This is a genomic window from Citrobacter portucalensis (assembly GCF_023374935.1).
Taxonomy (GTDB): domain Bacteria; phylum Pseudomonadota; class Gammaproteobacteria; order Enterobacterales; family Enterobacteriaceae; genus Citrobacter; species Citrobacter portucalensis.
The window spans coordinates 2,389,576-2,402,360 of record NZ_CP092466.1 but is presented as its reverse complement, the minus strand read 5'-3'; the positions used below and the strand labels follow the sequence as shown (position 1 = coordinate 2,402,360).

The following is a 12,785-nucleotide window of genomic DNA, read 5'->3' as shown; positions in this document are numbered from 1 at the left end:
TCATGCACGACGCTGAAGTCGTAGCCAAAAATTACTGCAGCTTTACAAAGATATGCTTTTCCATACATCGCGCGATGCTGCCACTGTAGAGTTATCCAGGGTACAATTGCCCGCAAATGAACACCTGCAAAACTCAAGGAGAGTGCATGTCTATCACGGCGAAATCCGTTTACCGTGACACGGGAAACTTTTTCCGTAATCAATTCATTACCATCTTGCTGGTATCGTTGTTGTGCGCGTTTATCACAGTGGTGTTAGGGCATGCCTTTTCCCCCACTGACGCACAAATTGCGCAACTCAGTGAAGGCGATCAGTTAACCAGCAGCGTGGGGCTGTTCGATCTGGTGCAAAACATGACCCCGGAGCAACAGCAAATTTTGCTACGCGCTTCCGCGGCGTCGACGTTTTCCGGTCTGATTGGTAATGCCATCCTCGCCGGGGGCGTCATCCTGATGATTCAGCTGATTTCAGCAGGTCATCGCGTCAGCGCATTACGTGCTATCGGCGCCAGTGCGCCAGTGTTACCGAAGCTGTTTATTCTGATTTTTTTGACTACTCTGCTAGTGCAAATCGGTATTATGCTGGTTGTTGTTCCCGGTATTCTGCTGGCGATCCTGCTGGCACTCGCACCGGTGATGTTGGTACAGGACAAAATGGGTGTCTTTGCCGCGATGCGCAACAGTATGCGTCTGGCGTGGTCGAATATGCGACTGGTTGCGCCGGCAGTGATCGGTTGGTTGCTGGCAAAAACGTTGCTGTTGCTTTTTGCGCCAAGTTTTGCAGTACTTACGCCGAATGTAGGCGCGGTATTGGCGAATACGCTGAGCAATATGATCTCCGCCGTGTTGCTGATCTATTTGTTCCGCCTGTACATGCTGATTCGCCAATAAACCCTGAACGCATTCCGGGCTTGTACCCGGTGCTTTTGATTACGGAATCGAAGAATGAAGCAGTTTCTTGATTTTTTACCGCTGGTTGTCTTTTTTGCTTTTTATAAGCTTTACGACATCTATGCGGCGACCTCGGCGCTGATTATCGCGACGGCTGTGGTGTTGATTTACAGCTGGGTTCGCTATCGCAAGGTCGAGAAGATGGCGTTAATCACCTTTGTCCTGGTGGCCGTATTTGGTGGTTTGACTATTTTTTTCCACAACGATGAATTCATTAAGTGGAAAGTAACGGTGATTTACGGGCTGTTTGCTGGTGCTCTGCTGGTTAGCCAGTGGGTGATGAAAAAGCCGCTGATTCAACGCATGTTAGGTAAAGAGCTGACCCTGCCGCAGCCGGTGTGGTCGAAACTTAATCTAGCCTGGGCCGTCTTTTTCATCCTGTGTGGCCTGGCGAATATCTATATTGCATTTTGGCTACCGCAGAACATTTGGGTCAACTTCAAAGTGTTCGGTCTGACCGCCCTGACTTTATTCTTTACGCTGCTGAGTGGGGTCTATATTTACCGTCATCTGCCGCAAGAAGATAAATCGTAATACATGCTCGCCAGATCTGCGGATCTGGCGAATTTTTATCCCTTCGCGTTCCATAGAGCTGACAACCTGACTTACATCTGCTCTGCACGCCGCATCACCTCTGTTCTCAACGCACAAATTCTAGTAGCATCGCGCCTGTAATCTTTCTCTATAGTCGGTTCTACAATGACAACAACGAATAACACTCCCCAGGGTGAACTGGTTTTACGCACTCTGGCCATGCCTGCCGATACCAACGCGAACGGTGATATTTTTGGCGGCTGGCTGATGTCACAAATGGATATAGGTGGCGCGATTCAGGCCAAAGAGATCGCACATGGTCGTGTGGTAACGGTGCGAGTGGAAGGGATGAGCTTTTTGCGCCCGGTCGCCGTAGGTGATGTGGTGTGTTGCTATGCGCGCTGTGTGAAACGCGGGACAACCTCGATCAGCATCAATATTGAAGTTTGGGTGAAGAAGGTCGCTTCTGAACCTATTGGGCAGCGCTATAAGGCCACCGAAGCTCTGTTTATCTACGTTGCCGTTGATAAAGACGGGAAACCGCGTCCAATTCCCACGTTGGTCTGATAGCACACGTCAGTACTGCTATCCGGCAATCATCACTCTTGATCATTGCCGGACGGCCTGATGCTTACTCGATCTGCGTTGTGCCGTTTAATTTGAAAACAATATTCACCACAAGTCCGGAACCGGGTTTACCAGCTTCATAACGCCATCTACGCATCGCGTTTTTCACTTCACGTTCAAACATATTGGCAGGCTGTGCAGACAGGATTTCCACATTTTCAACCCGGCCATCCGGCGTTACGTTAAATTTGACCTTTACCCGGCCTTCAATGCGCAGCGCCTGAGCTCGCGCCGGATACTGAGGCTGATTACGGCTTAAAGCACGTGGACCCGATGGCGCACTGACCACCGGTTTGCTGGTAGTTGCCGGCGCGGTATTGGTCATTGTGCGCGTAGGTGCCGTATTTTCCAGTGGGGAGGCCGGGCGCGGTTCTGCTGGTTTAACATCGCGTTTCGGTTGCTCTTCCACCTTTTTCACCGGTTTTGGCTTCGGTTTAGGCTTGGGCTTCGGTTTTTCAATCACCACCGGCACCTCTTTTGGTGGCTCTGGAATCGGTTCAGGTTCCGGTTCAGGCTCGACAACGGGTTCCGGCGGCGGCTGAACGGCCTGAGGCGGTTCGAGATCGGCAGGCGCGACCATCGTGACAGAGATCGGCTGCGCTGGCGCAGGTAGTTCAATAACCTGATGTACCGAGGTATACAGCAAACCAGCCACTACGGCACCATGAATGCCGACAGACAGTAACGTTGGCCAGGGAAAGCGACGAGGTAAATCAAGGGTCATTGAAGTCATAATCGTTTCAGTAAAAAAACCAGGCCCTGATTTTAAATGCAAATAGCAATCATATTCAATAAGCCCGTGGTGCTAACTGACATTTAAAACGCGATTTTATGATAAAAAACCACTTTCAGAGTATGGCCTTAACATATCAGTTATCTTTCCGTTGCAGTTGTTAGGCCTTTCCAATAACGTTATTAACGACTTTTACCGTTCAAGGAGCCATACCCGTGCTGTATGTTATTTACGCTCAAGATATCGCAGACTCTCTCGAAAAACGTCTTTCCGTGCGCCCTGCTCATCTGGCTCGCCTGCAACTCCTTCATGACGAAGGTCGTTTGCTCACGGCGGGCCCTATGCCAGCGGTCGACAGTAACGATCCCGGTGCGGCGGGTTTTACCGGCTCGACGGTGATTGCCGAATTTGAATCTTTGGAGGCGGCACAGGCGTGGGCAGAAGCCGATCCGTATGTTGCGGCGGGCGTATATGCGCAGGTTTCAGTAAAACCTTACAAGAAAGTATTTTGACAAAACAAAAAGCCATTTTCATTTATAAAAATACTGAACAGTAAGCAAAATACATAGCCATTGAGGGCGCATTTAGGTGCACATTAGTCTAAACGCCCTCACTTCTCGTCTCTATGCATTAATTCAGCATATCAAAGCAATGATAAGTACCCTTATAAAAGGTAGCAACGACCGTTTATTAGCGTGTCATTGATTGTTTCTTACTCAACCTCAGTGTATTTTATTATCTGTCGAGATTAATTTGTCACAATGCAGACAGGCTGCGTTGTTACGCTATACGGGATTTTAGTCAATTATGGCTTTTGATTCGTTCCGTCCCGCCTCTCCCTCTCCTAAAGCATTCCGCCATGATATCAATGGCCTGCGAGCATGGGCTGTATTAGCGGTCGTATTTTATCACTTTGGCGTACCCGGATTTAGCGGTGGCTTTATCGGCGTTGATGTTTTTTTTGTTATATCAGGTTTCCTGATGACCGCCATCATCGTGAACGGCCTTGAACGTGGCAATTTTTCATTATGGAGTTTCTATCTGGCACGTGCCAGACGAATTATTCCTGCCTTAATTGTATTATGTAGCACATTACTTTTCTTGGGTTGGTTTTGGTTGCCCACCGCTGATTATCATGTGCTGGCACTCAATGCGATCACAGCGCTTACTTTTGTTTCCAATCTCAAGTTTTGGCGTGAAGCGGGTTATTTCGATATCACTTCCAGAGAAAACTGGTTGCTGCACACATGGTCTCTTTCGGTGGAGTGGCAATTTTACATTTTGTTGCCTGTTGGCTGCATTTTACTCTGGCGCTGGTTTGGCCTGCAGGGTGTTAAGTTTGCACTTATCGCCGCAGGCGTACTGTCATTAGCTCTATCAATTTACGTGAGCCCTCGACTCCCAGGTAGTGCGTTTTACCTACTCCCCACCCGCATTTGGGAATTATTAGCTGGAGGAGCTGTATGGTGGCTAACTCGTCGGCATTCTACGTCGCAACGCCCAGCCCGGATACTAGAGTTGGTGGGTTTTATTTTAATTGCCCTGTCAGTCACACTCCTGGATGCGACACGACCATGGCCGGGAAGTTATGCTGTGGTTCCTGTGTTGGGGACCGTGCTGGTTCTTGCGGCTAATCGCCAGCGATCATTTTTTACTTCTACGGCAATTTTTCGCCAGATAGGTACCAGTTCTTATTCAATTTATCTGTGGCACTGGCCGCTGGCGGTGCTGCTCAGTTATGCCGACAAACAGCACAATCCCTGGTGGATTGCTACTGGCATCGTAATGAGTTTGCTATTGGGAAAGACCTCTTTATTGCTCGTAGAGATTCCGACACGCAAACAGCTTGCGCTAACCCCTGCACGCAAACAGAGCTGGGTACTATTACTGTTAATTTTGAGCACTGGTGGATTGGCCGCAGGGGCTCGTTATCAGCAAGTCGACGGCAGAATTAACCCGGCAATTGAATTAGCGATGATCCCGAAACTTGATTACGCAGTCCGATTTGAAAAATGTCTGCTCGCGCCGGGTAAAGGAAGCGAGTCTCCTATGTGCAGATATGGCAAAGGAGAGTTAACGGCCATTGTCCTTGGAGACAGTCATGCAAGCATGCTGGTTTCAGCTGTCGCAGAGGCTGCACCCGGTGCGGTGGTTGAGATGACCTATGCGAGCTGTCCGACAGTGTTAGGCATGAAACGAAGAGAGGATATTAATGATGACTGTAAACTATTTAATGATCGAGCTATTAATTTACTAAATAATGAATATAAAAATAAACTCGTCTTTATCGCCAACAGAAGCAGCCTCGCTATCCTGGGACAAAATGAAAAGGACGATTTTTTTAATATTCCTATGGGATTTTTTGATACGCCGAATGAACACCCCAATCAGAATTTAACACAGCAGTTTAGCCAGCAACTCGTAAAAACTCTGTGTTCCATAGAGAATAGTCAGAGGGTATTTCTGGTCCGCCCTATTCCTGAAATGGCAGTCGATGTGCCTAATACAATGGCCAGGGCACTGATGTTTGGTAAGTCAGACAGTACAGTATCTATTTCTCTCGATAAATATTACCAGCGACAAACAGCCATTTGGGCAGCACAAGATGAGGCGGCCCTGCGCTGCGGCGTCAATATTCTCAATCCGTTACCCTATCTTTGCAAGGATGGGCGGTGTTGGGGAGATGCTGGTGGACGTCCACTTTACTCAGACAGTAACCACCTAAGTGCATTTGGCAGTAGGCTTTTACTCCCCATGTTTCAACGCGCATTTAAACAAGCAGAACATACCGAGGCAACTAACGCCCTGCAACTTTGACGCTTGACCAGAACTATGGGAATCATATCCATTCGGATACTAATATTCACTCAAGTAAAAAAGCCGCAGATAGCGGCTTTGGTTGTTACTTTTTCTCGTCAGTGTAGCGACGAGCGTTGTCAAAAAGATTTGTACACATAATGACTTCCCTCAAAAGACAATAAACTAACAGAATAGGATAACGGGTAATACCTGACCACACTATTATGAACCACTAGCCCCAGAATGTAGAATCATCGTATTGATAATAAAAATAAAAGTATAATCAGCGAGAAATTTACGCTGCCGTTTTTTCAACAGTTCTTTCTTGAAACAACGGTGCTTTATTCATTACGTCTGGGATGCACCCGGTTTTAACAATCACGCCAGGATTACCAACAACGACAGAAAAAGGCGGGATACTTTCGGTCACAAACGCCCCGGCAGCAATTTTACTCCCCTGCCCAATGATGACCCCGCCGACGATGACAGCATTTGGACCAATCCAAACTTCATCCTCAATAATGGGGTAACCCGTGATGCGGGTTCCTGCTCCCCGAATAGTATCTCGCTGACCGATGGTTACACCATGAAATAAGGTAACGTTCTTTCCAATTCTTGCACTCGGCGATATCACTATCCCCCAGCCATGAGTGATAGCCAACCCGGCACCAACCTGCGTGCTCGATGGAAAATCCATCGAGCCCATGTGAGCAGCACACCGATGCAAGATCTTAAATGGATAGAGCATGATACGCAGCGGTGTGCGCGAAACCGCACAGTATTGGCATAAACGCATCATCACAATGATACGGAATGTTCTGCTAATTACTGTACCAATTATTAGTTTACTCCATGAGAAATAACCAAATTCACGGTGGGTATCGGCTTTAATTTTGTCGAATGCCATCATACTGTCTCGTTGTTTAATCGTTAAAATGTATCAGTTCTCACTGAAATAAAAACATATTTTCTTGTCACCAGCATTCTTTTTTTCGAGTAGATACGGCACCTGAAAGATGACAATAATATAAATAATGAAATGGCTATCTCTTACCTGGACCAAAACAATAATGGCAGCCAGGAAAGTATTTAAGAATCAATACGGGAAAACAGACATTGGGCACCGCCAGCGGTGCCCTTTTGGGATCAGATGCTGTGGATCGCAAACAACAACGAGTTACGCTGGTGGTTGAGAACGCACTTCCTGATGGTATGGATACGCATATTACGACGCGATTGTCCTTCAAGCCAACGTGCTTTACGGCGGCTAGCCTGACGCAGCATCCGCCAGCGTCCCACTTCCGTTCTACTACGCTTCATGTTAACTACTCTTCCAGTCACTGAGCGGCCATTATAACGCCAGACCGAATGCAGACCAGTGGTTTTCCCGTGTTTTTATTTGCCAGATTAATCCTGATGCGTAAACTCTTAACAATACGCTTTCAAAAGGATTTTTAAATTTATGACAACCTTCTACACCGTGGTGAGTTGGCTGGTCATTCTGGGTTACTGGGTACTCATTGCTGGCGTAACGTTACGCATTCTGATGAAGCGACGCGCAGTGCCCTCCGCAATGGCCTGGCTGTTGATCATCTACATTCTGCCATTGGTAGGAATTATTGCTTATCTGTCTTTTGGTGAACTTCACTTGGGTAAGCGACGTGCCGAACGCGCCCGGGCGATGTGGCCTTCAACAGCCAAATGGCTGAACGACCTCAAGGCCTGCAAGCATATTTTTGCCCAGGAAAACAGCAGCGTCGCCTCTTCGTTGTTTAAACTGTGCGAGCGTCGTCAGGGAATAGCCGGCGTAAAGGGAAACCAGCTGCAGTTGCTCACCAGTTCAGATGACGTGATGCAGGCGCTGATCCGTGATATTCAACTGGCGCGCCACAACATCGAAATGGTGTTCTACATATGGCAGCCAGGCGGTATGGCCGATCAGGTAGCCGAGTCGTTAATGGCTGCCGCGAGGCGTGGCATTCACTGTCGCCTGATGTTGGACTCCGCCGGCAGCGTGGCGTTCTTCCGCAGCCCTTGGGCGGCGATGATGCGTAACGCAGGTATCGAGGTTGTAGAAGCGCTGAAGGTGAACCTGATGCGTGTATTTTTACGCCGTATGGACCTGCGTCAGCACCGCAAAATGATCATGATCGATAACTACATTGCTTATACCGGCAGCATGAACATGGTCGACCCGCGTTTCTTCAAACAAGATGCGGGCGTCGGGCAATGGGTTGATTTAATGGCGAGAATGGAAGGTCCTGTCGCCACTGCTATGGGCATTGTCTATTCCTGCGACTGGGAAATTGAGACCGGAAAGCGCATTTTGCCTCCGCCACCGGACGTCAATATCATGCCGTTTGAGCAGGCCAGCGGCCACACCATTCACACTATCGCCTCGGGTCCTGGTTTCCCTGAAGATTTGATTCATCAGGCGCTGCTAACCGCTGCTTATTCAGCGCGTGAATATTTAATTATGACCACCCCCTACTTCGTCCCCAGCGACGACCTGTTGCACGCGATTTGCACGGCGGCGCAGCGTGGGGTTGACGTCAGTATCATTCTTCCACGTAAAAATGACTCCCTGCTGGTTGGCTGGGCAAGCCGGGCCTTTTTCACCGAGCTGCTGGCGGCTGGCGTTAAAATTTATCAGTTCGAAGGTGGCTTGCTGCACACCAAGAGCGTACTGGTCGATGGCGAGCTGAGCCTGGTCGGTACGGTTAACCTGGATATGCGCAGTCTGTGGCTCAATTTTGAAATCACGCTGGTCATTGATGATGCCGGATTCGGTGGCGATCTCGCGGCAGTGCAGGATGATTATATTTCGCGTTCCCGCCTGCTTGATGCCCGTTTGTGGGTAAAACGACCACTCTGGCAGCGGATAGCAGAGCGACTGTTTTACTTCTTTAGTCCGTTGCTGTAAAACGTGCCCATCAGACAGTAAACAGGTAGTCATTATGGATATGGATTTGAACAATCGCCTGACCGAAGACGAAACGCTTGAGCAGGCTTACGACATTTTTCTCGAACTGGCTGCGGACAATCTGGATCCAGCCGACATCATTCTGTTCAATTTGCAGTTTGAAGAGCGTGGCGGTGCCGAGTTGTTCGATCCGGCAGAAGACTGGCAGGAGCATGTTGATTTTGACCTGAACCCTGACTTCTTTGCCGAGGTCGTGATTGGTCTGGCAGATACAGAAGACGGCGAGATTAACGATATTTTCGCGCGCGTTTTATTATGTCGCGAAAAAGATCATAAGCTCTGCCATATTCTCTGGCGCGAATAATCAAACAAAAAAGCTGCTCTCGCAGCTTTTTTCATTTTTAACCCGGCAGTTTACTTCCACAGCGGTTACAAAATTGCGCACTATGTTCGTGCTGCGTCTGCTGGCACTGCGGACATTTTCGTTGGTGCCCGCGCTGCTGGAACGCACTGCTCATGTGCGTGGTAATCAATCCCGTCGGTATCGCAATCACCGAGTAACCAATCAGGATAAGCACGGACGCCACCATGCGCCCCAACGGGGTGTGCGGCGTGATATCGCCATAGCCGACGGTGGTTACAGTAACAATCGCCCAATACACCGACGCATTCAGCGTAGTAAACCCATATTTTGGCCCCTCAATCAGATACATCATCGCGCCAAAAACCACCATCAGGATGGCAATAAAGGAATAGAACAGCATCAGCTGATGTCGGGCGCTTTTTAACGCATTCCAGAACACCCGCAGAGAAGGCATAAAGCGCAGCAGCTTGAGAATACGCAGGACGCGCAGGACACGCATCGCTCGCCAGGCGAAAACATAGCTCAGACTGATTTCCGGCCATAGCCACATCACATACAGCGGCAGAATGGTGGCAAGGTCAATTATCCCCCAGAAGCTGAACACATATTTAGCGGGGTTAGCCCAGCAACATAAGCGCAGAAGATATTCGAGGGTGAAGACCAGAGTAATGAAGATCTCCAGCCAGACAAAAACGCGCCATTCCTCAAAGGTTAAATGGTATTGCGTCCCTACTCCGGACTCAATGAAGATAACGATAACGCTGAGCAAGGCAAATAGCGCGCACATACCTTCAAAGCGACGCCCTGAACGGGTATTTAAATCAAATAATTTGCGATAGAGCGCACGGCGGACAAAAGAGACTAAACCTGGCACAGATACCTCACCAAAAAAAGGGCTGACCTTTGTCAGCCCTCAGGATTATAGCGGGTCTACTTTCAGGCAGGAAACTGCATGTCGGAAACTTCCTTCCAGAACCGGGCGCGTTTTTGCGCATTCCGGTCCAGCAATCGGACAGCGCGTACGGAACACGCAACCGGAAGGAGGATTAATCGGGGACGGTAACTCGCCTTCCAGCAACTGAATAACCTTATTCCTTTCCTGATCCGGATCGGGGATTGGCACCGCAGACATCAGCGCTTTGGTATAAGGATGCAGCGGGTTATGGTACACCTCGTCATAAGTCCCTAATTCCACCGCATGTCCGAGATACATAACCAGCACACGGTCGGAGATGTGTTTAACCACCGCGAGGTCGTGGGCAATGAAGATTAACGATAATCCCATTTCGCGCTGAAGCTGTTGCAGCAGGTTAACCACCTGGGCCTGGATTGATACATCCAGCGCTGAAACCGGTTCATCGCAGATAATCAACTTCGGTTCGAGGATCAGCGCGCGGGCAATACCAATACGCTGACACTGGCCACCGGAAAACTCATGTGGGTAGCGGTTAATCAGGTTAGGTAGTAGTCCAACCTTCATCATCATCGCCTTCACACGGTCGCGGACTTCCTGACCCGGAAGATTCGGATGATAAGTTCGCAGCGGTTCGGCAATGATTTCACCAATGGTCATGCGCGGGTTTAACGATGCCAGCGGATCCTGGAAAATCATCTGGATATCGCTGCGCACTTCCCGCCACTCATCGGGTTTCATACCCAGTAAATCTTTACCCAGCCAGGCAACCTTTCCATCGGTGGCCTTCACCAGGCCGATAATCGCACGGGCAAAGGTCGATTTCCCGCAGCCTGATTCACCGACCACGCCCAGGGTTTCGCCCTCATACAGTCGCAGGGTTACGCCATCAACCGCCTTCAGGGTTTTAGACGGTTGCCAGAACCACTGTTTGCCATCTTTAATATCGAAATGGACTTTAAGGTCGGCAATCTCAAGGAGCACTTTACGTTGTTCGGTCACCGTATTCATACCAGTTCCTCCACCGGCTTAAAGCAGGCACGCAGACGGCCTGGGCTAAATTCCTCCAGTGGCGGAGCACTGCTACAGATTTCCATCGCATGCGGGCAACGCGGCTGGAATGGACAACCTTTTGGTAGACGCAGTAGGTTCGGTGGGTTGCCAGGGATAGTGAGCATCTCTTCCCCTTCGGCATCCAGACGAGGTACGGCATTTAGCAAACCAATCGAATACGGATGAACGGGTTTATAAAAGACATCCCGTGCACTGCCGTATTCCATAGTACGTCCGGCATACATCACCAGGACTTTATCGCAAATACCGGCAACAACCCCCAGATCGTGGGTGATCATGATAATCGCGGTGTTGAATTCACTTTTCAGTTCATTCAGCAGCGTCATAATTTGCGCCTGTACCGTCACATCGAGCGCAGTGGTTGGTTCATCGGCAATCAGTAATTTGGGCCTGCACAGCAGCGCCATGGCGATCATTACGCGCTGACGCATACCACCGGAGAATTCATGCGGATACATTTTCATACGCTTACGCGCTTCCGGCATCTTCACCGCATCCAGCATTCTGACCGACTCTTCAAAAGCTTCCGCTTTGCTCATGCCTTTATGCAGCATCAGAACTTCCATCAACTGCTCCCCGACCCGCATGTACGGATTGAGAGACGTCATCGGGTCCTGGAAAATCATCGAGATTTGCTCGGCGCGCAGTTTGTTCAGTTCACGTTCCGGTAAATTCAGAATTTCACGCCCGTTGAACGTTGCGGAGCCCCCGATACGACCATTCGCCGCCAGCAGCCCCATCAGGGCAAAGGCCGTCTGCGATTTACCCGAACCGGATTCCCCGACAATACCCAACGTTTCTCCGGCTCGCAGAGAAAAGTTTAAATCGTTGACCGCAGTTACATCGCCGTCGGGGGTAGCAAACGTCACGCGCAGATCTTTTACGTTCAGCAGTGCGTTAGCCTGTTGTTGCGCGAGCGGCGCGGTTGAGGTTTCAATTACGCTCATGGCTGCACTCCTTAACGGTCTTTCGGGTCGAGGGCATCACGCAGGCCATCGCCAATAAAGTTAAAACAGAACAAAGTGACCACCAGGAAACCTGCCGGGAACAGCAGCAGCCATGGTGAGACTTCCATAGAGTTGGCACCGTCACTGAGCAGCGCGCCCCAGCTACTTAACGGTTCCTGCGTACCTAGTCCCAAAAAGCTCAGGAAGGATTCAAACAGGATCATGCTAGGCACCAGCAATGAAGCGTAAACCACCACCACACCCAACACGTTCGGCACAATATGGCGGATAACGATACGCACGGTAGACACCCCACCGACTTGCGCCGCTTCAATAAACTCTTTGCGCTTCAGGCTCAGCGTTTGTCCACGCACGATACGCGCCATATCCAGCCAGGAGACCATTCCGATAGCGACAAAAATCAGCAGGATATTTTGTCCAAAGAAGGTCACTAGCAGAATCACGAAGAACATGAACGGGAAGGAGTTGAGGATTTCCAGCAGACGCATCATCACCGAGTCGATTTTACCGCCGAGATAGCCCGACAGAGAGCCGTACAGCGTACCGACTACTACCGCGACCAGCGCCGCGGCAATGCCGACCATCAGCGAGATACGCCCGCCAATCGCCACGCGCACCAACAGGTCGCGTCCCGACGAGTCAGTACCGAAATAGTGGCCTGATTCTGTATCCGGCGCGCTGGACATCATGCCCCAGTCGGTATCAAAGTAGGTAAACTGCGACAGCATTGGCGCCAGCGTCACGAACAGCGCAATAATTACCAGCACCACCAGGCTTGCTACCGCCGCGCGGTTATGCATAAAGCGTCGACGCGCGTCCTGCCACAGGCTGCGGCCTTCGACCTCCAGCTTTTCACTGAAATTCTCCAGCGCCTCGCTGTTTTTCTTACTTAACATCATA

At 49.9% G+C, this 12,785-nt stretch carries 14 protein-coding genes and 1 pseudogene; 8 read left to right on the top strand and 7 right to left on the bottom strand.

Translation table 11 applies throughout. The features are described 5' to 3' along the window. Positions 1-40: 40 nt before the first annotated feature. The 4 genes and pseudogenes from LY264_RS11715 to yciA all read left to right on the top strand — a co-directional run. Positions 41-118 (top strand): annotated as a pseudogene (locus LY264_RS11715) (YkgJ family cysteine cluster protein); the annotation flags it as partial. A gap of 28 nt (positions 119-146) precedes the next feature. Further along, positions 147-890 (top strand): YciC family protein, encoded by a 744-nt coding sequence (locus tag LY264_RS11710; protein WP_003020663.1) that lies wholly within the window; start codon positions 147-149, stop codon positions 888-890. A 54-nt stretch (positions 891-944) separates the two neighbouring features. Beyond that, positions 945-1,484, top strand: coding sequence for a septation protein A (locus LY264_RS11705; protein WP_048224024.1), 540 nt, complete (start codon positions 945-947; stop codon positions 1,482-1,484). Positions 1,485-1,649: 165 nt separating this feature from the next. Further along, positions 1,650-2,051 (top strand): acyl-CoA thioester hydrolase YciA, encoded by a 402-nt coding sequence (gene yciA, locus LY264_RS11700; RefSeq protein WP_008784945.1) that lies wholly within the window; start codon positions 1,650-1,652, stop codon positions 2,049-2,051. A gap of 64 nt (positions 2,052-2,115) precedes the next feature. Here yciA and tonB read toward each other — a convergent pair whose 3' ends face one another. Then, the gene (gene tonB / locus LY264_RS11695) at positions 2,116-2,844 is read right to left on the bottom strand and encodes a TonB system transport protein TonB (protein ID WP_171846019.1); all 729 of its coding nucleotides are present in this window, start codon (positions 2,842-2,844) and stop codon (positions 2,116-2,118) included. A gap of 215 nt (positions 2,845-3,059) precedes the next feature. On the opposite strand from tonB, the gene LY264_RS11690 reads away from it, so the two are divergent. Together LY264_RS11690 and LY264_RS11685 are read left to right on the top strand one after the other, a co-directional pair. Further along, on the top strand, positions 3,060-3,356 hold the full coding sequence (locus LY264_RS11690) for a YciI family protein (RefSeq protein ID WP_003020675.1): 297 nt from the start codon (positions 3,060-3,062) through the stop codon (positions 3,354-3,356). A gap of 295 nt (positions 3,357-3,651) precedes the next feature. Then, complete coding sequence (locus LY264_RS11685) at positions 3,652-5,661, top strand: acyltransferase family protein (RefSeq protein WP_048224027.1); 2,010 nt, start codon at positions 3,652-3,654, stop codon at positions 5,659-5,661. 277 nt (positions 5,662-5,938) lie between these two features. On the opposite strand, the gene LY264_RS11680 is transcribed toward LY264_RS11685, so the two are convergent. Further along, on the bottom strand, positions 5,939-6,553 hold the full coding sequence (locus LY264_RS11680) for a serine acetyltransferase (RefSeq protein WP_048216256.1): 615 nt from the start codon (positions 6,551-6,553) through the stop codon (positions 5,939-5,941). A 236-nt stretch (positions 6,554-6,789) separates the two neighbouring features. Continuing rightward, complete coding sequence (locus tag LY264_RS11675) at positions 6,790-6,963, bottom strand: YciY family protein (protein ID WP_122984013.1); 174 nt, start codon at positions 6,961-6,963, stop codon at positions 6,790-6,792. Positions 6,964-7,105: 142 nt separating this feature from the next. On the opposite strand from LY264_RS11675, the gene cls reads away from it, so the two are divergent. Both cls and LY264_RS11665 read left to right on the top strand, forming a co-directional pair. Further along, complete coding sequence (cls, locus tag LY264_RS11670) at positions 7,106-8,566, top strand: cardiolipin synthase (RefSeq protein WP_003020687.1); 1,461 nt, start codon at positions 7,106-7,108, stop codon at positions 8,564-8,566. A gap of 34 nt (positions 8,567-8,600) precedes the next feature. Further along, complete coding sequence (locus LY264_RS11665) at positions 8,601-8,930, top strand: HI1450 family dsDNA-mimic protein (RefSeq protein ID WP_003020691.1); 330 nt, start codon at positions 8,601-8,603, stop codon at positions 8,928-8,930. Positions 8,931-8,967: 37 nt separating this feature from the next. Here LY264_RS11665 and LY264_RS11660 read toward each other — a convergent pair whose 3' ends face one another. The 4 genes from LY264_RS11660 to oppC are packed head-to-tail and all read right to left on the bottom strand — an operon-like array spanning position 8,968 to position 12,784. Next, positions 8,968-9,804, bottom strand: coding sequence for an ion transporter (locus tag LY264_RS11660; RefSeq protein ID WP_048224029.1), 837 nt, complete (start codon positions 9,802-9,804; stop codon positions 8,968-8,970). 45 nt (positions 9,805-9,849) lie between these two features. After that, a complete protein-coding gene (oppF, locus tag LY264_RS11655; RefSeq protein WP_008784949.1) occupies positions 9,850-10,854 on the bottom strand; it encodes a murein tripeptide/oligopeptide ABC transporter ATP-binding protein OppF in 1,005 nt (334 codons plus the stop codon). Beyond that, a complete protein-coding gene (oppD, locus tag LY264_RS11650) occupies positions 10,851-11,864 on the bottom strand; it encodes a murein tripeptide/oligopeptide ABC transporter ATP-binding protein OppD (RefSeq protein ID WP_003833364.1) in 1,014 nt (337 codons plus the stop codon). The genes oppF and oppD overlap by 4 nt, the downstream gene beginning before the upstream one ends. 11 nt (positions 11,865-11,875) lie before the next feature. After that, positions 11,876-12,784, bottom strand: a complete 909-nt coding sequence (oppC, locus tag LY264_RS11645) for an oligopeptide ABC transporter permease OppC (RefSeq protein ID WP_003020701.1) — start codon at positions 12,782-12,784, stop codon at positions 11,876-11,878. Between the last annotated feature and the right edge of the window lies 1 nt (position 12,785).